Source organism: Microbacterium sp. NPDC058389 (genome assembly GCF_042722305.1).
Lineage (GTDB): Bacteria > Actinomycetota > Actinomycetes > Actinomycetales > Microbacteriaceae > Microbacterium.
Window position 1 is genome coordinate 444,157 of the sequence record NZ_JBHXJQ010000002.1, and the last position, 21,218, is coordinate 465,374.

The 21,218-nt window shown below is 71.4% G+C and carries 21 protein-coding genes; 11 read left to right on the plus strand and 10 right to left on the minus strand.

Features of this window, described 5'->3' with window-relative positions; genetic code table 11:
- The first annotated feature begins 16 nt into the window (after positions 1 to 16).
- Genes ACFWJ8_RS04875 through ACFWJ8_RS04885 form a run of 3 tightly spaced genes read left to right on the plus strand, consistent with a single transcriptional unit; the run spans position 17 to position 2,908 of the window.
- On the plus strand, positions 17 to 907 hold the full coding sequence (locus ACFWJ8_RS04875) for a glycine betaine ABC transporter substrate-binding protein (protein ID WP_378809526.1): 891 nt from the start codon (positions 17 to 19) through the stop codon (positions 905 to 907).
- A 37-nt stretch (positions 908 to 944) separates the two neighbouring features.
- Positions 945 to 1,781, plus strand: a complete 837-nt coding sequence (locus tag ACFWJ8_RS04880) for a patatin-like phospholipase family protein (RefSeq protein ID WP_378809527.1) — start codon at positions 945 to 947, stop codon at positions 1,779 to 1,781.
- Positions 1,778 to 2,908: a 1-acyl-sn-glycerol-3-phosphate acyltransferase gene (locus ACFWJ8_RS04885; RefSeq protein ID WP_378809528.1), complete on the plus strand. Its 1,131-nt coding sequence runs from the start codon at positions 1,778 to 1,780 to the stop codon at positions 2,906 to 2,908. The genes ACFWJ8_RS04880 and ACFWJ8_RS04885 overlap by 4 nt, the downstream gene beginning before the upstream one ends.
- Positions 2,909 to 3,290: 382 nt before the next feature.
- Here ACFWJ8_RS04885 and ACFWJ8_RS04890 read toward each other — a convergent pair whose 3' ends face one another.
- The 5 genes from ACFWJ8_RS04890 to purL form a co-directional block, all read right to left on the minus strand.
- Complete coding sequence (locus ACFWJ8_RS04890) at positions 3,291 to 4,244, minus strand: hypothetical protein (RefSeq protein ID WP_378809529.1); 954 nt, start codon at positions 4,242 to 4,244, stop codon at positions 3,291 to 3,293.
- 52 nt (positions 4,245 to 4,296) lie between these two features.
- The gene (locus ACFWJ8_RS04895; protein WP_378809530.1) at positions 4,297 to 5,091 is read right to left on the minus strand and encodes a hypothetical protein; all 795 of its coding nucleotides are present in this window, start codon (positions 5,089 to 5,091) and stop codon (positions 4,297 to 4,299) included.
- A gap of 79 nt (positions 5,092 to 5,170) precedes the next feature.
- Positions 5,171 to 5,344, minus strand: a complete 174-nt coding sequence (locus ACFWJ8_RS04900) for a hypothetical protein (RefSeq protein WP_378809531.1) — start codon at positions 5,342 to 5,344, stop codon at positions 5,171 to 5,173.
- Positions 5,345 to 5,395: 51 nt separating this feature from the next.
- Positions 5,396 to 5,533: a hypothetical protein gene (locus ACFWJ8_RS04905; protein WP_378809532.1), complete on the minus strand. Its 138-nt coding sequence runs from the start codon at positions 5,531 to 5,533 to the stop codon at positions 5,396 to 5,398.
- Positions 5,534 to 5,548: 15 nt separating this feature from the next.
- The gene (gene purL / locus ACFWJ8_RS04910; protein WP_378809533.1) at positions 5,549 to 7,879 is read right to left on the minus strand and encodes a phosphoribosylformylglycinamidine synthase subunit PurL; all 2,331 of its coding nucleotides are present in this window, start codon (positions 7,877 to 7,879) and stop codon (positions 5,549 to 5,551) included.
- 173 nt (positions 7,880 to 8,052) lie between these two features.
- On the opposite strand from purL, the gene ACFWJ8_RS04915 reads away from it, so the two are divergent.
- The 4 genes from ACFWJ8_RS04915 to ACFWJ8_RS04930 all read left to right on the plus strand — a co-directional run bounded on the left by ACFWJ8_RS04915 (position 8,053) and on the right by ACFWJ8_RS04930 (position 11,507).
- Positions 8,053 to 9,162 (plus strand): hypothetical protein, encoded by a 1,110-nt coding sequence (locus tag ACFWJ8_RS04915; RefSeq protein ID WP_378809534.1) that lies wholly within the window; start codon positions 8,053 to 8,055, stop codon positions 9,160 to 9,162.
- A 77-nt stretch (positions 9,163 to 9,239) separates the two neighbouring features.
- The gene (locus ACFWJ8_RS04920; protein ID WP_378809535.1) at positions 9,240 to 9,626 is read left to right on the plus strand and encodes an ArsR/SmtB family transcription factor; all 387 of its coding nucleotides are present in this window, start codon (positions 9,240 to 9,242) and stop codon (positions 9,624 to 9,626) included.
- Position 9,627: 1 nt separating this feature from the next.
- A complete protein-coding gene (locus ACFWJ8_RS04925; protein ID WP_378809536.1) occupies positions 9,628 to 10,608 on the plus strand; it encodes an SRPBCC domain-containing protein in 981 nt (326 codons plus the stop codon).
- Positions 10,609 to 10,628: 20 nt separating this feature from the next.
- The gene (locus ACFWJ8_RS04930) at positions 10,629 to 11,507 is read left to right on the plus strand and encodes an alpha/beta fold hydrolase (RefSeq protein WP_378809537.1); all 879 of its coding nucleotides are present in this window, start codon (positions 10,629 to 10,631) and stop codon (positions 11,505 to 11,507) included.
- Positions 11,508 to 11,563: 56 nt separating this feature from the next.
- Here ACFWJ8_RS04930 and ACFWJ8_RS04935 read toward each other — a convergent pair whose 3' ends face one another.
- Entirely contained in the window at positions 11,564 to 12,703 is a 1,140-nt protein-coding gene (locus ACFWJ8_RS04935) for a fatty acid desaturase family protein (RefSeq protein WP_378809621.1), read from the minus strand.
- A gap of 174 nt (positions 12,704 to 12,877) precedes the next feature.
- Between ACFWJ8_RS04935 and ACFWJ8_RS04940 the strand changes: the two genes are divergently transcribed.
- The 4 genes from ACFWJ8_RS04940 (at position 12,878) to ACFWJ8_RS04955 (ending at position 15,036) form a co-directional block, all read left to right on the plus strand.
- Complete coding sequence (locus ACFWJ8_RS04940; protein ID WP_378809538.1) at positions 12,878 to 13,780, plus strand: TerC family protein; 903 nt, start codon at positions 12,878 to 12,880, stop codon at positions 13,778 to 13,780.
- 112 nt (positions 13,781 to 13,892) lie between these two features.
- The gene (locus tag ACFWJ8_RS04945) at positions 13,893 to 14,129 is read left to right on the plus strand and encodes a hypothetical protein (protein WP_378809539.1); all 237 of its coding nucleotides are present in this window, start codon (positions 13,893 to 13,895) and stop codon (positions 14,127 to 14,129) included.
- Complete coding sequence (locus ACFWJ8_RS04950; protein WP_378809540.1) at positions 14,129 to 14,254, plus strand: hypothetical protein; 126 nt, start codon at positions 14,129 to 14,131, stop codon at positions 14,252 to 14,254. The genes ACFWJ8_RS04945 and ACFWJ8_RS04950 overlap by 1 nt, the downstream gene beginning before the upstream one ends.
- A 119-nt stretch (positions 14,255 to 14,373) precedes the next feature.
- A complete protein-coding gene (locus ACFWJ8_RS04955) occupies positions 14,374 to 15,036 on the plus strand; it encodes a flavin reductase family protein (protein ID WP_378809541.1) in 663 nt (220 codons plus the stop codon).
- A gap of 12 nt (positions 15,037 to 15,048) precedes the next feature.
- On the opposite strand, the gene ACFWJ8_RS04960 is transcribed toward ACFWJ8_RS04955, so the two are convergent.
- From ACFWJ8_RS04960 to kdpB, 4 genes are read right to left on the minus strand one after another with little or no spacing between them, the layout of a single operon-like run.
- Positions 15,049 to 15,744 carry a response regulator gene (locus ACFWJ8_RS04960; protein ID WP_378809542.1) on the minus strand — a complete coding sequence of 232 codons (696 nt, stop codon included), beginning with the start codon at positions 15,742 to 15,744 and terminating at the stop codon, positions 15,049 to 15,051.
- Positions 15,741 to 18,266 carry a DUF4118 domain-containing protein gene (locus ACFWJ8_RS04965; protein ID WP_378809544.1) on the minus strand — a complete coding sequence of 842 codons (2,526 nt, stop codon included), beginning with the start codon at positions 18,264 to 18,266 and terminating at the stop codon, positions 15,741 to 15,743. The genes ACFWJ8_RS04960 and ACFWJ8_RS04965 overlap by 4 nt, the downstream gene beginning before the upstream one ends.
- A 28-nt stretch (positions 18,267 to 18,294) precedes the next feature.
- Positions 18,295 to 18,909 (minus strand): potassium-transporting ATPase subunit KdpC, encoded by a 615-nt coding sequence (gene kdpC / locus ACFWJ8_RS04970; protein ID WP_378809545.1) that lies wholly within the window; start codon positions 18,907 to 18,909, stop codon positions 18,295 to 18,297.
- A gap of 25 nt (positions 18,910 to 18,934) precedes the next feature.
- Positions 18,935 to 21,217, minus strand: a complete 2,283-nt coding sequence (gene kdpB / locus ACFWJ8_RS04975; protein WP_378809547.1) for a potassium-transporting ATPase subunit KdpB — start codon at positions 21,215 to 21,217, stop codon at positions 18,935 to 18,937.
- Position 21,218 lies beyond the last annotated feature (1 nt).

A 21,218-nucleotide genomic window follows, 5' to 3' on the forward strand; every position in this document is an offset into this window, starting at 1 on the left:
CCGAGAGGACCCGCACATGACGAAGCGACGCATGATCGCCGCCGGCCTCGCGCTGGCCGGCACCGCCGCCCTGCTCGTGAACGGCGCCGTCGCCCAGACGGGCTCGGCCGCCGACGCCGGCAAGGGCCGCATCACCGTGGCCGTGTTCAACGGCTGGGACGAGGGCATCGCCGCGTCCGAGCTGTGGAAGGCGGTGCTCGAGGACGAGGGCTACGCCGTCGACCTCGTGTACGCCGACCCGGCCGCCGCCTACACCGGCATCGCCAAGGGCGACTACGACCTGACGCTCGACACGTGGCTGCCGCTCACCCACGCGGACTACATGAAGACCTACGGCGACGACCTCGTCGATCTGGGCTCCTGGAACGACGAGGCGAAGCTCACCATCGCGGTGAACGAGGACGCCCCCATCGACTCGCTCACCGAGCTCGCCGCGAACGCCGACCTGTTCGGCAACCGCCTGGTGGGCATCGAGTCGGGCTCGGGCCTCGTGACCGTCACGCAGAACGACGTGATCCCCGGCTACGGCCTGGAGGGGATGCAGTTCGTGACGTCGTCGACGCCCGCGATGCTCACCGAGCTGCAGGCGGCGACCGATGCCGGGCGGAACGTCGCGGTGACGCTGTGGCGCCCGCACTGGGCGTACAACGCGTTCCCCATCAAGGACCTCGAGGACCCCGACGGTCTGCTCGGCGACGCGGAGGGCATCCACACCGTGACCTCGACCGGCTTCGCGGACGAGTTCCCCGAGGTGGCGGACTGGCTCGAGGCGTTCCGCATGGACAACGAGCTGCTGTACTCGCTCGAGGACGCGATGTTCGGCGCGTACGACGGTGACGACTACGGACCCGTCGTCGCGCAGTGGATCGCCGACAACCGGGACTACGTCGACACCCTCACACGCTGACCCCGGCCGTCGTGCCCGCGCCGCGTAGGGTGTGGGCATGACGGTGGCGTTCGTGCTGGGCGGCGGCGGTGTCCGCGGCGCGGTGGAGATCGGGATGCTGCGCGCCCTGCTCGAACGCGGCATCCGGCCCGACCTCGTCGTGGGCACCTCAATCGGCGCGATCAACGGCGCCCTGGTCGCGTCCGACCCGACGCCGGCGGTCATCCAGCGCCTGCTCGACGCGTGGACCTCGCCGGAGGCGAACGCCGTCTACGGCGACTCGCTGTTCGCCCAGTTCGGGCGGCTCATCAAGACCAGGACGCACCTGAACTCACCGGCACCGCTGCGGCACCTGCTCGAGCGCGCGCTGCGCGCGGACACCCGCTTCGAAGACCTCGCCGTGCGCCTGCGCGTCGTGGCGGCGAGCATCGAGCGCGCCGCCGAGCACGTGTTCGAGTCCGGTCCGCTCATCGAGGCGGTGCTGGCATCGGCCTCGGTGCCCGGGCTGCTTCCGCCGACGCGTATCGGCGACGAGCACTTCATCGACGGCGGCATCGTCAACTCGATCCCCATCGCGCAGGCCGTGGATGCAGGAGCACGTACCGTCTTCGTGCTGCAGGTGGGGCGTATCGAGACCCCGCTCGAGGCGCCGCGGTCGGCCGTCGAGACCGCGCGCGTGGCGTTCGAGATCGCCCGCCGTCACCGGTACGCCTACGACGTCGCGAACCTCCCCGAGGGGGTCGCTCTCCATGTGCTCCCCTCGGGCGGGGCGCAGGACCGCGACGACTCGCTCATGTCGTACCGCCGCATGACGACGGTGCGGCGCCGCATCGACGCCGCGTACGGCGCGAGCCGGGACTTCCTCGTGGCGCGCGGGCTCGGGGAGGACGCATGAGCAGGATGCCGCCGACCTGGGTGCGCCGCATCCTCCTCGGTCCGCTCGTCATCGTCGCCGCGCTCGCGATGCTCGCGCTCACGCCGCTGTGGCTGCTGGTCGCGCTGGCCTTGACCTCGCTGGTGCCCGGCCGCTTCCGGCTGCCGCGCGTGGCATGGCTCGTGACGGTGTACCTGCTGTGGGACGCGATGCTCGTGATCGCGATGTTCGCCCTGTGGATCGCCTCGGGCTTCGGGTACTTCATCCGGCGCCCCGGGTTCGTGACCGCGCACTACCGGCTGGGGGCGTGGGGACTGCGCCTGCTGTTCTGGATCTTCGGCGGGGTGCTGCGGCTCACGATCACCACGACGGGCTCGGAAGAGGAGGTCCCCACGCCCCCTCCAGCCGCCGCTGGCGCGTCGGCCGGAGCCTCCGGGCGCGTTGGCCCAGCCGCCGGCAGCGCCGCGTTCGATGCCCTGTTCGCCGCCGGCACGCCCCTCATCGTCGCCAGCCGCCATGGCGGCCCCGGCGACTCGTTCATCCTGATCCACACGCTGCTCAACGAGGTCGCCCGTCGTCCGCGCATCGTGCTGAAGTACACGCTGCAGTGGGACCCGGCGATCGACATCCTGCTGCACCGCGTGCCCTCGCAGTTCATCGTGCCTTCGGGCTTCGGCGGCACGCCCCGGGGCGGTGGCGTGCGCGTCGAAGAGGCGCTCGCCCGGCTCGCGACGGGGCTCGGCCCTGAGGACGCTTTCGTGATCTTTCCGGAGGGCGGCAACGTGAGCGCGGCCCGCCGGACCTCCCGCATCAAGCGGCTGCGCGACGCCGGCCGCGAGCAGATGGCCGAGCGCGCCGAGGCGATGCGCCACGTGATGGCGCCGCAGCCGGGCGGCATGCACGCGGCCCTGAGCGCGGCGCCGGACGCCGACGTCGTGTTCATCGCGCACACCGGCCTCGACCGTCTCGTCACGCTGCGCGACATCTGGCGCGAACTGCCGATGGACAAGGGCATCGCGATGCGCGCGTGGCGTGTGCCGCGCAGCGAGGTGCCCGACGGCCTCGACGCGCGGGCGACGTGGCTGTTCGACTGGTTCGCGCGCATCGACGCGTGGATCGACGCGCACCCCGACGCCCCGGTGCGCTGAGCGGCACTGCGGGCCGGCCGTGCGCTCGGGGCGTTTCGTCTCGCTCGTTCCTCGCTCGCTCAACGGCCGCGGGTGCCGCGATGGCCGAGTTCCGGTCGCTGAGCGAGCGCGAGCGAGACGAAGCGTGGTGCCGCGATGGCCGGGTTCCGGTCGCTGAGCGAGCGCCGGCGAGACGAAGCGTGGTGCCGCGATGGCAGGGTTCCGGTCGCTGAGCGAGCGCCAGCGAGACGAAGCGTGGTGCCGCGATGGCCGGGTTCCGGTCGCTGAGCGAGCGCCGGCGAGACGAAGCGTGGTGCCGCGATGGCCGAGTTCCGGTCGCTGAGCGAGCGCGAGCGAGACGAAGCGTGGTGCCGGCGGCCCGGCACACGACGTCCGGCGCGGCTCAGTGGTTCGGCTTGGGGTGGATCACTCGGCCCGGGGCGTCGCCGTTGCCACGCGAGGGCACCGGCCACGGCGCGGCGGCCGGCGGAGTCGTGCTCGGACGCGACGCCGGCAGACGCTCGGGTTCAGGTGCCGGCGCGGGTGGCGGCGACACCGGGGCCTGCGCGGACGGGGCGGTGGCGGCATCCCCTCCCGCCGTGGCGGCCGTCGGGCCCAGCTCCAGCATGACCTTGTTCTCGAGCACCTCGATCGCCTCGTCCGAGATCGAGATGAGCCCGTCGAGCTCCTCGCGCACGCGGCGGTAGGCGAGCTGACGCTCCGCGGGCGTCGCCGCTTCGTCGATCGCGACCGTCAGCAGCTTCTTGGCCGTGTCGAGACGTTTGCGCTCGACCTCGCTGAAGCCTGAGTCGCGGATGCGCCGTGCGTCGCGCTCGGCGACGTCGAACGCGACCTCGAAGTCCGCGACGGCGTTGCGGTACTCGGTGAGCTGCTCCTTCGTGAGCTTCGCCTTCGCCGACGCGGGCCGCAGACCGTCGGCGACGCGCTTGGCGCGCAGGAACGCGGCCGTCAGCGGCTGCCGACCGTCGCTCATGGCGGGGAAGGCGATGATCTTCGCGACGTCGAGCTCGTACTCCAGCCAGCGGGCGGTGACGGCGTCGTGCGTCGCGAACAGCCGCTCCAGCTGCGTGGCCTGCGTCTCGCGGGCGGGGGCATCGGGGGCGCCCACGGTCGCCGTGGGCGCGGTGAAGGCCGGAAGGGATGCCGCCGCCACCGCCTTGCCGCGCGCCGCCGCCTGCGCGGACTTCAGCTCTGCCTTGGCGTGGAGCACCTCGATGCGCCGCTGGTGACGGCGCCGTGACCCGCGCTCCAGCGCACGATAGGCACCGCTCATCACACCCATGAGCGGGAAGATCAGCCACCAGAAATGACTGAGCCAGTCGAAGAACGGCTGCACTCTGTCATGCTAACCGCCGCGGCAGACCCTGTGTCGGGTCCGAAGCAGGCTGTCAGGTCGGAGGCGTCTCGCGTGACGGCGGTACGCGCACGATCAGCGACGGCAGCCGATCGGCGAGGTCGGCGATCATCGTGGCCGCGGCGCTGATGGTCGCGGCCGTCGTCGCCGCGGCCGCCTGTGCGGCGGTCGGCGGTGCGGCACCCGGCACGCCCGCCTGGCGCTCCGCCTCGACGAGGGACGCCTGCAGCGCGCGCACCGCCTCGCGGTACTCGACGTACTGCTGAGGCGTCACGCGATCGCGCAGCGTAGGGCGCTTGACGAGGGCCTCGCGCTGCGCGCGCAGGAACACGACGGTCGCGGCGTGGCGCGTGTCGGTCATCTTCGGATAGCTCAGGGCCTTGTCGACGTCGGTCTCGTACGCGAGCCAGCGCGTGTTGACGGCGTCGTGCTCGGCCCACAGCCGCTCGATGGGCAGCGGGTCCTGAGATGTCGCGGCGCGGTACTGCGAGTAGCCCGCCTTCACACGGGAACGGCTGGCGCGCAGGGCGAGCGACGCGGACTTCTCGGACTGCCGGGCGACCTGCAGCTCGCGACGGGCCTCGGCGGCCTGCGGCGTCGCGGCGCGCGCCTTCGCGGTCATCACGTCGGCCTGGGCCGTGCGCACGCGGGCCTTCGCGACGACGAGCTCGCGGTACGCCTGCGACTCCTCGTGGCGGGCGGCGTCGAGCTCGAGCCGACGCGCACGGCGCCCGCGCGTCGTCAGGCCGACGTAGGTCGCCGCTCCGGCGCCTGCGGCTGCCGGAACGATCCACGCCCAGCTCGTCACGATGAGGAGGATCGGCTCCACAGTGTCATGGTACCCGCGGCGCGCTGCTGTGCGGCCGGGAGTGCGCTGAGTGCTCTCCGCCCCGCCGACGCCTGTGAGCTCAGCCGCCGAGCTGCATGGTGCCGCCGTGGCGGCGGCCGTCGGTCGCCTCGTACACGGGGCTGTCGGGGCCGGTGCCCGGCTCACCCGGCCGCGGCGTCCGCGTGTCGTAGCTCTCGCGCGGAGGCGAGATGAAGTCGCGGATGCGGGTCCAGAGGGACGGTGTGCCGGTCATAGCGGACCTCCTTGGGTGGAGGCTACCGGGTCCCGAGGATGCGCGGAAGCGTCAGCCGAACAGCAGCGCGAACACCGTCGCACCGCCGCCGACGAGGATGAGGGCGACGATCGTCACCCACGCGATCACCTTGACGCGCCGCTGCCGGGCGTCGTTGAAATCGGTGTACTCGTCCTCGTCCGCGGCCATGCGTCAATCCTACGGTCAGGCCGGCTCGACGACCGTCGCGCCGAAGGCGTTCGGGAGCGTCGAGGTCGACAGGCCGCGCAGCTCGGCGAGCGGCACGGTGAACAGGCCCTGCACCTCGAGCGCCGGCTCGTCGCCGTCCGCCGCGGGGTCGGTCACGCCGATGCGCAGCACCGGGTAGCCGCGGCCCTCGCACAGGCCGCGGAACTTGACGTCGTCCTCACGGGGCACACTCACGATGACGCGGCCCGTTGACTCCGAGAACAGGGCGGTGGCGGCATCCACTCCGTCACGCTCCTGGATCTCGTCGAGCCAGACGCGCGCGCCGACGCCGAAGCGCATGACCGCCTCGGCGAGGGCCTGCGCGAGACCGCCCGACGACAGGTCGTGCGCCGACGACACGAGCGACTGCTGGCCGGCTGCGTGCAGCAGCTCGGCGAGCTTCTTCTCGTTCGCGAGGTCGACCGCCGGCGGGCGGCCGCCCAGGTGGTCGTGGATCGTGCCGGCCCACTGCGAGCCCGACAGCTCGGTCGCGGTCACGCCGAGGAGGTAGATGTTCTCGCCCGCGTCCTGCCAGCCCGACGGGATGCGGCGGGCCACGTCGTCGATGATGCCGAGGACCCCCACGACCGGGGTCGGGAAGATCGGCTGGTCGCCGGTCTGGTTGTAGAACGAGACGTTGCCGCCCGTGACGGGGACGCCGAGTTCGAGGCATCCATCCGACAGGCCGTCGACGGCCTGCGAGAACTGCCACATCACCTCGGGGTTCTCGGGGCTGCCGAAGTTGAGGCAGTCCGTGACGGCGGTGGGCACCGCGCCCGACACGGCGACGTTGCGGTACGCCTCGGCCAGCGCCAGCTTCGCGCCCTGGTACGGGTCGAGCTGGCAGTAGCGGCCGTTGCAGTCCGTCGCGATCGCGAAGCCGAGGCCGGAGTGCTCGTCGACGCGGATCATGCCCGAGTCGTCGGGGAACGACAGCGCCGTGTTGCCCATGACGTAGTAGTCGTACTGGTTGGTGATCCAGGACGTGTCGGCGAGGTTGGGGCTCGCGACGAGGCGCGTGAACTGCTCGCGCAGGGTGTCGGCGTCGGTGGCGCGGGGCAGGGCCGAGGCCGAGTCGTCGCGCAGCGCGTCGATCCAGGTCGGGTACGCCACCGGGCGCTCGTAGACCGGGCCGTCGACGGCGACCGTCGACGGGTCGACGTTCACGATCTCCTCGCCGTGCCAGAAGATCTGCAGGCGGCCGTCGCCGGTCACCTCGCCGAGCACCGAGGTCTCGACGTCCCACTTGTTCACGACCTCGAGGAACGCGTCGAGCTTCTCGGGCGCGACGATCGCCATCATGCGCTCCTGGCTCTCGCTCATGAGGATCTCCTCCGGCGTGAGCGTGGGATCGCGCAGCAGCACGTTCTCGAGGTCGACGCGCATGCCCGAGCCGCCGTTGGCGGCCAGTTCGCTGGTCGCGCACGAGATGCCGGCCGCGCCGAGGTCCTGGATGGCCTCGACGAGCTCGCCCTTGTACAGCTCGAGGCAGCACTCGATGAGCACCTTCTCGGCGAACGGGTCGCCGACCTGCACCGCGGGGCGCTTGGTCGGGCCGCCCTCGGAGAACGTGTCGGAGGCGAGGATCGACGCACCGCCGATGCCGTCGCCGCCCGTGCGGGCGCCGAACAGGACGACCTTGTTGCCGGCGCCGGTGGCGTTGGCGAGCTTGAGGTCCTCGTGGCGCAGCACGCCGACCGCGAGGGCGTTGACGAGCGGGTTGCCCTGGTAGACCGCGTCGAACACGGTCTCGCCGCCGATGTTGGGCAGGCCCAGGCAGTTGCCGTAGAACGAGATGCCGCTCACGACGCCGTGCACGACACGGGCGGTGTCGGGGTCGGAGATGTCGCCGAAGCGCAGCTGGTCCATGACGGCGACGGGGCGCGCGCCCATCGAGATGATGTCGCGCACGATGCCGCCGACGCCGGTCGCGGCACCCTGGAACGGCTCGATGTAGCTCGGGTGGTTGTGCGACTCGACCTTGAAGGTGACCGCCCAGCCCTCGCCGATGTCGACGACGCCGGCGTTCTGGCCCATGCCGACCATGAGCCGTTCCTTCATCTCGTCCGAGACCTTCTCTCCGAACTTGCGGAGGTAGATCTTCGAGGACTTGTACGAGCAGTGCTCCGACCACATGACGGAGTACATGGCCAGCTCGCCCGAGGTGGGGCGGCGGCCGAGGATCTCGCGGATCTTCGCGTATTCGTCGTCCTTGAGGCCGAGCGCCGCGTACGGCTGCTCCTTCTCAGGGGTGGCGGCGGCGTTCTCGACGGTATCGGCGACAGCGGTCGAAGCAGGGGTGGTCACTCGGCTCAGCTCCAGAAAATCGGGGGATGCCGGACCCCACCAGTCTATTCGGCGTGAGAGGGGGTGACGGATGCTGTCGGTCACATGGTCCGCAGGCCCGGTGTATCGGGCCCGGGGGTTCGAGGCTCCTCCCGTGCAGCGCGTTTTCGCGCCACCGGAAGAGGGAGAGAGCCATGCACGACAACGACACGCGCCGACGGATCGCTCGGCGCCGGGCAGCACTGGCCGCGACGGCGTTCGCCGGCTTCGCGATCGCGAGCGCATTCGTCGCCCCTGCGCACGCCGACGAGGGCGAGCGGCTCGTGGTGCACCCGATGATCTGCTCGAGCGAGGGCGTCTGTCTCGCGTACACCGCCCTGCTCGCAGACTCGGATCAGGACGGGATCGCCGACATCGACGAAGAGGTCGCCGGCACCGATCCGGCCGAGTGGGGGAGCGCGCCGAAGGTCGACGAGCTCACCGCGTACATCGGCAAGGGCGCGCTGCCCAGCTTCGAGCTCGGGTTCTCGGAGGTCATCGTGCTGCCTGAGACGCTGCCGGACGGCACGCCGCTGATCAAGGATGCCGCGACCGCCCTCGCCGGGCGCACGTCCGCACTGGAGCGCATGGGCGTGGCGGGCAAGCTGCTCGACCAGTACGGGTTCGACCTCGGCGCCGGGGTGGTGCTCGACCAGGCGGCGGGGGCCGTCGGCATGCACCTCGACAAGGACGGCCGTCCGGTGCGCGACGGCGACAAGCCGGTGCAGAAGCGGGTGGGCGGCATCATGCTCGGCTGGATCAGCGCCGACGGCGGTGTCGGCGAGGACGATGGGAAGCCGGTCGACACCCCCGCGTTCGGCACCGACCGCAACGGCGGCAAGGACACTGCGAAGACGTTCGGCGAGAAGGCGATCGAGCTCCTCACTCCGGACTTCCTGAAGCCGAAGCCCGACAAGCCCGACGGCGGCACGCCCACCTCGCTGAGCACGGGCGACGAGGGCAACGTCGTGGTGCCGCTCACTGCCGAAGACATGGAGCGCGTGATCGTCAAGCTCAACGCGACGACCAAGCCCGTGAACGGCGACCCGAAGGTCGATCCCGACGTCACCGGCGTCGACCTCAACCCGCGCCGCACGATCATCCTCACCGACGACCCCGTCGAGAACCGGCTGACCGCCGACATCCTCAAGATCGTGCTCACCGAGCCCGATCCGCAGGACCCGTCGGTGCGCGACACGAACTTCGGCCCCAACGGGGGCATCGTTCCGGCCGTCGAGGAGGGCTCGGGCTTCCCCAAGCCCTGAGCGTGGGCGGGCGGCGGCATCCGTCGATCTCTGAAAGGGGTTGACGGATGCCGTCGGCGGTCGTAACCTACAACCAAATGGTTGTAGGAATTGAGCTCAGCGATGACGAGATCGACCGCGTGTTCCACGCGCTCGCCGCAGCGACCCGGCGCGACATCCTTCGTCGCACCATCGCCGGCGAGCACTCCGTCTCGGCCCTCGCCCGCGAGTACGACATGTCGTTCGCGGCCGTCCAGAAGCACGTCACCGTGCTGGAGGCTGCGGGCCTCATCATCAAGCGCGCCGAAGGGCGCGAACGCCTCGTCCGGGCGGATCCGACCATGATCGCCCGCGCCCGCGCGCTGCTCTCCCGCTACGAGGAGCTGTGGCGCACCCGCATCGACCGCCTCGATGCACTGCTCTCCGAGCCGGCACCGGATGCCGGCATCCCCGATTCGCACGACCCCAGGAACGAAGGAGATTGAGATGCCCGTCACCGACGTCACCACCGACCCCGAAGCGCTCACCCTGACGCTCACCGCCGAGTTCGCCGCCCCCGTGGAGCGACTCTGGCAGGCCTTCACCGATCCGCGGCAGCTCGAGCGGTTCTGGGGTCCTCCGGGCTGGCCGGCCACGTTCACGGCGTTCGACCTCACCGTCGGCGGCCGCGCGGACTACCACATGAGCGGACCGCGCGGCGAGTACGCGGGCGGCTCGTGGGAGTTCCTCGAGATCGACGCGCCGACCCGCTTCGAGGTGCTGGACTCGTTCGTGGACGAGGGCGGCGCACGCGTCGAGAGCATGCCGACCATGCGCGTCGACTTCGCGTTCGAGACCACCGACGCCGGCTCGCGCCTGCGCAGCGTCACCTCGTTCACCTCCGCCGAGGCGCTCGAGAAGACCGTCGCCATGGGCGCCGTCGAGGGATCGCGGATGGCCCTCAACCAGCTCGACCGCGTGCTGGAGGGACTGCGTGCGTACGCCGCGGGCAAGGGCACGCAGACCGAGATCCTCGACGACACGCACGTGCGCATCACGCGGCTCATCGAAGGCCCGATCGACCTCGTCTGGCGCGCGCACCAGGAACCGGAGCTCATCCAGCAGTGGCTGCTCGGCCCCGACGGCTGGCGCATGTCGATCTGCGACGTCGACCCCGCTGTCGGCGGGCGTTACCGCTACGAGTGGGAGCCGCTGGAGGGCACCGAGGGGGAGCGCTTCGGCTTCGACGGCGAGACGCTCCTGAGCGACGCGCCGAACCGCGCGGTCACGACCGAGCACATGACCGGCACCGACTTCCCGTCGACGCTCAACGACCTGACGCTCTACGAGGAGGACGGCGCCACCCTCATCACGCTAGTGATCGAGTACCCCGACGCCCAGACGCGCGACATCGTGCTCGCCACCGGCATGACCGACGGCATGGAGGCCAGCTACGCCCGTCTGGAAGGAGCGCTCGCCGGAGTCTGAGGCGGGCGAGGAGCAGACACATGACCGAGAACACCGTCGAGCGCACCGTGACCACGCACGTCGTGGGCACCGGGGACGACGCGATCACGTACGACATCCACGGCGACCTGGCCGCGGCGACCGCCGAGCGGCCGGTCCTGTTCCTGTTCGCAGCGCCCATGGACGCCGGCGGCCTCGGACTGCTGGCAGCCCGCTTCACCGACCGGCCGGTGGTGACGTACGATCCGCGGGGCGCCGGGCGCAATCCCGTCGGCACCTCCGACATCGGCGTCGAGGACCACGCGGCCGACCTGCACCGGGTCATCACGGCACTGGATGCCGGACCGGTCGACGCCTTCGGGACCAGCGGCGGCGCGGTGAACCTGCTCGCCCTGGTGACGGCTCACCCCGACGACGTCCGCATCGCGGTGGTGCACGAGCCGCCACTGGCCGAGCACCTCCCCGACGGCGAGACGGTGCTCGCGGCCGTCGCCGACATGAAGCGCACGTATGCCGAGCAGGGCGACGGGGCGGCGATGGCGAAGTTCATCCCCCTGGTGATGTTCGACGGGGCCCTGCCGGAGGACTATCTCGCGCAGCCGGCTCCGGCCCCCGAGATGTTCGGCATGTCGTCGGAGGACGACGGCAGGCGGACGAACCCGCTGCTGCGGAACATGCCGGCGACGGTCGACTACCGCATCGACGTCGACGCGCTGAAGGCGCTCGGCGACCGCCTCGTCCTCGCGGCGGGGGTGGAGTCCGGCGACACGTTCGCGGCGCACGGCGCCCGCTCGGTCGCGGAGGCGATCGACCGACCAGTGGCCGAGTTCCCCAGTCACCACGCCGGCTTCACCGACGTTCCGGGGCAGCCCGGCGACCCTGCGGGCTTCGCGGCCCGGCTGCGGGAGGTCGTCGGCTGAGCAGAGGAGGGGTGGATGCCGCGGCATCCACCCCTCCCTTGCTCACGGTCGACGCGTCAGGCGCTGCGGAACCGGGTCACCATCGGGCAGTCGAACGGGTCGCGCGCGGCGAGGCCGACGCGATTGAGGTACGCGATGACGATGCCGTACGACTGCAGGAGCGTCGTCTCGGTGTAGGGCACGCCGCGGGTGCGGCACTGCTCGATGACGATCTCGCGCGCCTTGGCGAGGTGCGGCCGCGCCATGCTCGGGAAGAGGTGGTGCTCGACCTGGTAGTTGAGCCCGCCCATGAGCGCCGTGGCCCACCAGCCGCCGCGGATGTTGCGCGACGTGCGCACCTGCTTCGAGAAGAAGTCGAGCTTCGCGTCAGGCGCGATGATCGGCATGCCCTTATGGTTGGGCGCGAACGAGGCGCCCATGTAGACGCCGAAGACGGCCAGCTGCACGCCGAGGAACGCGAAGGCCATGCCCAAGGGCAGGAACACGAAGATCGGCGTGAGGTAGAGCGCGAAGCGCACGGCGATGAGTGTGAGCTCGATCCATCGTCCCTTCACCTCGCCGCGCGAGAACAGGTGCCGCAGCGCGTGCGCGTGCAGGTTCAGGCCCTCGAGCGTGAGCAGTGGGAAGAACAGCCAACCCTGCTTGCGGGTGATGAGCGCGCCGAGCCGGCCGACCTTGGCGGCGTCCGCGTCGAGGAACCTGATGGTGTCGACCTCGATGTCGGGATCCTTGCCCACCCGGTTGGGGTTGGCGTGGTGACGATTGTGCTTGTTGTTCCACCAGCTGAGGCTGATGCCCACGACGCCGGCGGCGAGGAAGCGGCCGAGCCGGTCGTTCGCGGGACCTGCCGCGAGGATCTGCCGGTGCGCGGCCTCATGGGCGAGGAACGCGACCTGCGTGAAGAGGATGCCGAGGGCGCCGGCGATCAGCAGCTGATACCAGGTGTGTCCGAGGAGGATGAAGCCCGTGACCGCGCCGCCGAACGCGAGGAGGAGAGCGACGCCCACGATCGCGTAGAACCACTCCGCCCGGCGGAGGAGGCCCGTCTCGCGGACGACCTGCGAGACCTCGGTGTACGCGCGGGCGACGGGCGGGAAGGTCTCGGTGCCGGCGTACGTCTGACGGATGGGGCCCAGTCGCGACTCGGGGGCGACGGCGGTGATGGTGGCGATGATCGCACCTGCTCTGGGTCGGATGCCGACAGCCTTGTCGACGCGGAGCCACAGGCGGATGCCGATCGCTGGGGCCCACACTACGCAGGTCCATATGGCCTGAGCGGAATGGGCGGGGGATGCCCAGGCTGTTCCGGGCCGATGCCCAGGCGACCGCCCTCGCGAGGGTGGCGGGGGAGCGCCGCCTACGATGGCCCCGTGGACTTCTCCTTCGCCTTCACGCCCGATCTGATCGCCGTGTTCCTGACGCTGTTCGTCCTCGAGGTCGTCCTCGGCGTCGACAACGTGATCTTCATCTCGATCCTCGCCTCGAAGCTGCCCAAGGAGCAGCAGGCGAAGGCACGCAACCTCGGCCTCACACTCGCGATGCTGATGCGCGTCGTGCTCGTGCTCGTCGCCGGGTGGATCGTGACACTGAAGGAGGACGTCTTCTTCATCGGCGAGATGGGCTTCTCGTGGAAGGACCTCATCCTCATCGCCGGCGGCCTCTTCCTGGTCTACAAAGCCGTCACCGAGATCCATCACAAGCTCGAGGGATCCGAGGAGGAGCACGGCGGCGGTGGCCGCAAGGCCGTGACCTTCGGCTCGGTCATCGCGCAGATCCTCGTGCTCGACCTCGTGTTCTCGCTGGACTCGGTCATCACCGCGGTCGGCATGACCGAGAACCTCGTCGTGATCATCACGGTGGTCGTGCTCTCGTTCGGCATCATGCTCTTCGCCTCGCGCTACATCTTCGCGTTCGTGAACAAGCACCCCACGGTGAAGATGCTGGCGCTGTCGTTCCTCCTCCTCATCGGCGTGTTCCTCATCGCCGAGGGCTTCGGGTTCCACATCGACAAGGCGTTCATCTACGGCCCGATGGCGTTCGCGATCTTCGTCGAGGCCCTGAACCTGTGGGCGGCGGCCTCGAAGGCCAAGCGCGAGCAGCGCCGCCGCAACCCCGTCCAGCTGCGGCCGCAGTACCCCGACGTCGACGAGTCGATCGCGGTCTCGGCCGCGCTGTCGAACGACCCGCACGCGGGATCGGTGGGACTGTCGTCGCGGCCGGTCGACGGCGATGCGGCATCCGCCCCCGACGGTGAGCGCCGCGGCCTCGGCTGACCCGGCCGCTCGTGCACGCCGGCGCATCGGTCCCGTCAGGATCCACGGCGCCGGCGTGCGGGTCTCGTGAGGGCGCGGGACCGCGTCGCGCCCGGCACCGTAGACCGGGAGCATGACACTCACGTCGCTCCTGCCCACCCTGAGACACAGCATCCCGTCGCCCTTCGTCAGGGACCTGTGGCCTGCCGGCGCCGTCCCTGAGGTCGATGACGTCACGGTGACGGGGATCTCGGTCCTGCGCTACACCACCCTGTGCGGCACGCCGTGCGTCATGACCGGCACTGCGGTCATCCCGCTCTCGGGCGACGTGCGCCGCCACGCGGTCCAGGCCGGGATCGGGGTCGCGTGATGCTCCTCGTCACGATCGAGTGGGCCCGTCGCTGCGCCCGCGTCGAAGCCGAGTATGCGCATTGGTCCGCGCTCGAAGCCGACGAGCCGTCGGCGCCCGACGACCAGGTCGCGCGTCCGGACTGACCGCCCGGCCGGCATCCGGCCGACGGACCGGGCGACGCCGCAGCGCGGCGTCCGATTCCCGCCGGACCGGGTGCCGGGCGCGTTCGAGACTGGAGCCGAACCCACGAAAGGCGGCTCCCATGGGCACCCTCACCGCACTCGACCCGCACGTCGCGATCTCGCCTGCGATCCTGTACTTCGGCACGCCGGTGTCGCTGCTGTCGACGGTCGACGAGGACGGCCGCGCCAACCTCGCCCCCAACTCGTCGGTGTGGTGGCTCGGTCAGACCGCGGTCGTGGGCGTCGCCGCGCGCAGCCAGACCGGCCGCAACCTCGTCGCCACCGGCGAAGTCGTGATCAACCTGCCGTCCACCACCGAGGTCGACGCCGTGGACCGGCTCGCGCTGACCACGGGCCGGGCGCCGGTGTCGCCCCGCAAGGCGGCCGCGGGCTACCGCCACGTCGCCGACAAGTTCGCCGAGGCCGGAGTGCGCCCGCTCGCGTCCGAGACGGTGACTCCGCCGCGGGTCGCCGAGCTGCCGGTGCACCTGGAGGGGCGCGTGACGGCGATCCACCCGCTGGGCGGCGCGCCCTCGGTGGACGACGCGAGCATCCTCGCGGTCGAGGTGGGCGTCACCCGCGTGCACGTGCGGGAGTCGCTGCGCCTCCCTGGTCACGCGAACCGCATCGATCCGCTGCGCTGGCGCCCGCTGCTGCTGAGCTTCCAGCGCTTCTTCGGCCTGGGTGACGAGGCGCACCCGTCGCGGCTGTCGACGATCGACGAGGAGTGGTACCGCGGCTGACGCCGGCAGGCCTCAGCTCAGCGCCGCGGTCTGCGGGTCGGCCATCAGCCGATAGCCCATGCCGGACTCCGTGAGCAGGTGCACGGGGCGCCCCGGATCAGCCTCGAGCTTCTTGCGCAGCTGCGACATGTACAGGCGCAGGTAGCCCGTGTCGGCGACCTGTTCGGTGCCCCAGATGTCCTTCAGCAGGGCCTGCCGGGTCACCAGCGAACCGGGGTTGCGCGCGAGGAACTCCAGGATGCGCCACTCGGTCGGCGTCAGGTGCACGCGCTCGCCGGCTCGGGTCACGGTCTTGGTCGACAGGTCGATCACGACGTCCCCGAAGGTGACGACGGGCACCCCGGACGCCGCACCCGCGCGCCGCGAAAGCGCACGCAGGCGCGCGAGCAGCTCGTCGATCTGGAACGGCTTGGTGACATAGTCGTCTGCGCCGGCATCCAGGGCCTCCACCTTGTCGGCGGAGCCCGTTCGTCCCGACACCACGATCACGGGCGCGGTCGTCCAGCCGCGCAGCGCCTCGATCACCTGGACGCCGTCCAGGCGCGGCATCCCGAGGTCGACCATGACGATGTCGGGGTGCTCCTTCGCGGCGAGGGCCACCGCGGCCGCGCCGTCGGGGGCGGCGACGACGTCGTAGCCGTGGGCGGCGAGCGTGATGCGCAGGGCGCGGACGAGCTGCGGGTCGTCGTCGGCGATGAGGACCTTCACGCGATCCTCCCGTCGCCGTCGGCTACGACGTCGTCGACGGGTAGGGCGATGACCATCGTCAAGCCTCCTCCAGGAGTGTCTTCGGGGGTGAGCGTACCGCCCATGCCTTCGGTGAACCCCTTCGACAGGGCGAGGCCCAGGCCGAGTCCGGCCGTGTTGTCGGTGTCGCCGAGCCGCTGGAAGGGGGTGAACATGTCGTCGCGCCGGTGGTGCGGCACACCGCTGCCGTGGTCGATGACGCGGATCTCGGCCGTGCGGCCGAGGCGGCTCGTCGACACGCGGACCCGCGCATCGGGCGGCGAATGCCGTGCCGCATTGGCCAGCACGTTCACGAGCACGCGCTGCAGCAGCACCGGGTCGGCCTGCACGGCGGGCAGCTCGGCGTCGAGGGCGAGTTCGAAGCGCTCGGGTCCGGCGCCGAGCTCGTCCAGCGCCGCGAGGACCATGCCCGCGCTGTCGACCGGCTGCAGCGACACCGCCAGCACCCCGGCCTGCACGCGGCTCACGTCGAGCAGGTCCGTGACCAGCGCCGACAGCGTGGCGAGCGACTCGTCGGCCGTCGCGAGCAGCTCGGCCCGATCGTCGGGCGACAGGTTCGGCCCCGCCGCGCGGAGACCGCCCACGGCGGCCACAGCGGCCGCGAGGGGGCGGCGCAGGTCGTGGCTCACGGCCGACAGCAGCGCGCTGCGCACCTGATCGGTCTCGGCCAGCACGCCGGCCTCGCGGGCGGTCTCGGTGAGGTCGGTGTGCTCCAGGGCCGCTGACAGCTGCGCGGCCACGGCGTCGACGAGGCGTCGTTCGGACGCGTCGAGCCCGTGGCCGTGCAGCTCGAGCATGGCGGGCGGTCCGCCGTTGCGGCGTGCGACGGTGACCGCATCGAACCGTCCGTCGCGCACCGGCTCGCCGTCGGTGGCGAGCACCGCGCCGTCGGCGCCGATCAGCCGCACCCCGGCGAGGCCGAGCGACTCGCGCGTGCGGCTGATGAGCGCGGGCACCGCGGACTCGCCGCGCAGCACGCTGCCGGCGACGTTGGCGAGGAGCTCCGCCTCGGCCTCCGATCGCCGAGCGGCGCGTGCCGCCCGCGCGGCGCGGTCGACGACGAAGCTCACGAGCACCGCGATCACCACGTAGAGGATCAGCGCCCAGACGTTGCGGGGGTCGGCGATCGTGATCGTGTAGAGCGGAGCGGTGAAGAAGTAGTTGAGCGTGATGCCCGACATGACGGCGGCGAACACCGCCGGCCAGATGCCGCCCACGAGCGCCACGAGCACCACGAGCAGCTGGTACGCGAGCACATCGCTCGTGATGGTCTCGTCGCTGCGGATCGAGACGAGCAGCCACGTCAGCAGCGGGCCGCCGACGAGCGCGAGGGTGAAACCCAGCAGCCGCCGCTTCACGCTGAGCGCGCCGCCGCTCAGCCGCGGGAGGGTGAAGCGGTCGCCCGCGGCCGAGTGGGTGACGATGTGCACGTCGATGTCGCCCGACTCGCGGATCACGGTGGCGCCGATGCCGGGACCCGTGAGCGCCGCCGACAGCCGCCCGCGACGGCTGACGCCGATGACGAGCTGCGTCGCGTTCGCCGACCGCGCGAACTCGACGAGCGCGCGCGGCACATCGTCGCCGACGACCTGGTGGTACGTGCCGCCGAGCGACTCGACGAGGGCCCGCTGCGCGGCGAGAGCGGTCGGGTTGCCCGAGCGCAGGCCGTCCTGGCTGGACACGTGCACGGCGAGCAGTTCGCCGCCGGCCGAGCGCGCGGCGATGCGGGCGCCGCGGCGCAGCAGCGTCTCGCCCTCGGAGCCGCCGGTGAGTGCGACCACGACGCGCTCGCGCGCCTGCCAGGTGCCCTCGATTCCGTGCTCGGCGCGGTACGACTTCAGGGCGCTGTCGACCTCGTCGGCCAGCCACAGCAATGCGAGTTCGCGCAGCGCCGTCAGGTTTCCGAGACGGAAGTAGTTCGACAGCGCCGCGTCGATCCGCTCCGCCGGGTACACGAGCCCGGCCGACAGTCGGTCGCGCAGCGACTGCGGCGACAGGTCGATGACCTCGACCTGGTCGGCAGCTCGGACGACGGCATCCGGAACCGTCTCGCGCTGCGCGACGCCCGTGATCTGCTCGACCACGCCGCCGAGCGACTCGATGTGCTGCACGTTGACCGTCGTGATGACGTCGATGCCGGCGTCGAGCAGGGTCTCGACGTCCTGCCAGCGCTTCGTGTGCAGCAGCCCCGGCGCGTTGGTGTGGGCGAGCTCGTCGACGAGGGCGATCTCGGGCGCCCGCTCGAGCACGGCCTCCAGGTCCATGTCGGTCAGCTCGACACCGCGGTGGCTCACCGTGGTGCGCGGCACCACGGTGAGCCCCTCGGCGAGGGCGGCGGTCGCGGCGCGGCCGTGGGTCTCGACGACGGCGATGACGACGTCGCGCCCGTCCTCGGAGAGCCGCCGGCCCTCCTCGAGCATCTCGTAGGTCTTGCCGACGCCCGGCGCGGCGCCCAGCAGCACCCGCAGCCTGCCGCGCTTCATGTGGTCACCCTATGACCTGCAGGCTGCGTCATCGGCTCAGCGCGTCCAGAGCGAGGTTCAGCTCCAGCACGTTCACACGAGGCTCGCCGAGGTAGCCGAGGTCGCGCTGCTGGACGTGCGCCTCGACGACCTCGCGCACGGCGGCCTCGTCGAGCCCGCGCGCCTCGGCGACGCGCGGCACCTGCAGCAGCGCGTACGCCGGGCTGATGTGGGGGTCCAGGCCCGAGCCCGACGCGGTGACCGCGTCGGCGGGGACCTCCAACGGCGCCACGCCCTCGCGCTCGGCGATCGCCGTGCGGCGCTCCTCGATCGCGGCGATCAGGTCGGTGTTCTCGGGGCCGAGGTTCGAGCCGCTGGATGCACCGGCGTCGTAGCCGTCGCCGGCCGCGGAGGGGCGCGGCTGGAAGTACTGCGGCAGGGCGTTGCCGTCGGCGTCGGTGAACGACTGCCCGATGAGGGCCGAGCCGACGGTGTCGCCGGATCCGTCCTGCACGGGTGAGCCGTTCGCCTGCCATGGCAGGGTCAGCTGCCCGATGCCGGTCACGAGCAGCGTGTAGCCGACGCCGAGCACGAGGGTGAGCACGAGCATCGCGCGCAGCGCGACGCCGGTGGTGCGGACGGTGGTGCGGGTGGGGGTGGACATGTTGTTCGTCTCCTGTCGTCCCGGCTCAGAAGCCCGGGATGAGGCTCACGACGAGGTCGATGAGCTTGATGCCGATGAAGGGCGCGATCACGCCGCCCAGCCCGTACACGAGCAGGTTGCGGCTGAGGATCTGCGACGCGCTCGCCGGGCGGTACTTCACGCCCCGCAGCGACAGCGGGATGAGCGCAACGATGATGATCGCGTTGAAGATGATCGCGCTCGTGACGGCGGATGCCGGCGAGCTGAGCTGCATGACGTTCAGCGCCGCCAGGCCCGGGAAGACCCCCATGAACATCGCGGGGATGATCGCGAAGTACTTGGCGATGTCGTTCGCGAGCGAGAACGTGGTGAGCGCACCGCGCGTGATGAGCAGCTGCTTGCCGATGCGGACGATGTCGATGAGCTTCGTCGGGTCGGAGTCGAGGTCGACCATGTTGCCGGCCTCCTTCGCGGCCGACGTGCCGGTGTTCATCGCGACGCCGACGTCGGCCTGCGCGAGCGCGGGGGCGTCGTTGGTGCCGTCGCCGGTCATCGCGACGAGGTTGCCGCCCTGCTGCTCGCGCTTGATGAGCGCCAGCTTGTCTTCGGGCGTCGCCTCGGCGAGGTAGTCGTCGACACCGGCCTCCTTCGCGATCGCGGCCGCTGTGAGCGGGTTGTCGCCGGTGATCATCACGGTGCGGATGCCCATCGCGCGCAGCTCGTCGAACCGCTCGCGCAGACCGTCCTTGACGATGTCCTTCAGGTGCACGACGCCGAGGACGCGCGCTTCGACAGGCTCAGCGACCGGTCCGTGGCCCTCACCCGGTCCGTGGCCTTCGCCCGGTCCGTGGCCTTCACCCGGTCCGTGGCCTTCGCCCGGTCCGTGGCCTTCACCCGGTCCCTGAGCCCGTCGAAGGGTCGCGACCACCAGGGGCGTGCCGCCGGACTGGGCGATGGCGTCTGTCTCACTGGTGAGCAGCGCCCGCGTGGACGTCGGGACGCGGGAGCCGGATGCCTCCAGCCACGCCAGCACCGCCGACCCGGCGCCCTTGCGCACCTGGGTGCCGTCGGCGAGGTCGACGCCGCTCATGCGGGTCTGGGCCGTGAACGGCACGATGGCCGAGCCCTCGGGCGTGGTGACGTGGATGCCGCGCACGGCGGCCAGCTCGACCACCGAGACACCCTCGGGCGTGGGGTCGGCGAGCGACGACAGCGCCGCCGCTCGTGCCAGCTCGGAGCCGTCGACACCGGGCATCGCGACGAAGTCCGACGCGCGGCGGTTGCCGTAGGTGATGGTGCCCGTCTTGTCGAGGAGCAGCGTCGTCACATCGCCCGCCGCCTCGACGGCGCGGCCCGACATCGCGAGCACGTTGCGCTGCACGAGGCGATCCATGCCGGCGATGCCGATGGCCGACAGCAGGGCACCGATGGTCGTCGGGATGAGGCACACGAGCAGTGCCACGAGCACCGGGATGCTCACCGGCGCGGCGGCGTACGACGCGATCGGGTTGAGCGTCAGCACGACGACCACGAACACGATCGACAGGCTCGACAGCAGGATGCCCAGGGCGATCTCGTTCGGCGTCTTCTGGCGGCTGGCGCCCTCGACGAGCGCGATCATGCGGTCGACGAACGTCTCGCCGGGCTTGGACGTGATGCGCACGACGATGCGGTCAGACAGCACGCGCGTGCCGCCGGTGACCGCCGAACGGTCGCCGCCGGACTCGCGCACGACGGGCGCGGACTCGCCGGTGATGGCCGATTCGTCCACGGTCGCGATGCCGTTCACGATGTCGCCGTCGCCGGGGATCAGCTCGCCCGCCGTCACCACGACGACGTCGCCGAGCCGCAGATCGGCCGAGGCGACCTCGACGGTCGCGGCGCGCTGGGCGGCGGCATCCATCCGCTCGTCATAGGCGGTGACCCGACGGGCCGCTGTCGAGGTGCGCGTCTTCCGCAGCGTCGCCGCCTGCGCCTTGCCGCGGCCCTCCGCGACCGATTCGGCGAGGTTCGCGAACAAGACGGTCAGCCACAGCCAGATGGCGATGCCCCACGTGAACCCGAACGGCACGGCGGTGCCGCCGGAGGCCTCGGGGCCGCCGAGGAACGGCTCGGCGATCGCGATGACGGTGGTGAGGGCGGCGCCCACCCACACCAGGAACATGACGGGGTTGCGCCACAGCGCTGCCGGGTTGAGCTTGCGCAGCGCGCCCGGGAGCGCTGCCCACAGCTGCGCAGCGCTGAACGCGCGCGAGGACGGCTTGGGGGGCTTGATCGAGACCGAGCCGGAGACGGGTGCCCCGGCGGGGGTGAGAGTCGACGTGGACATT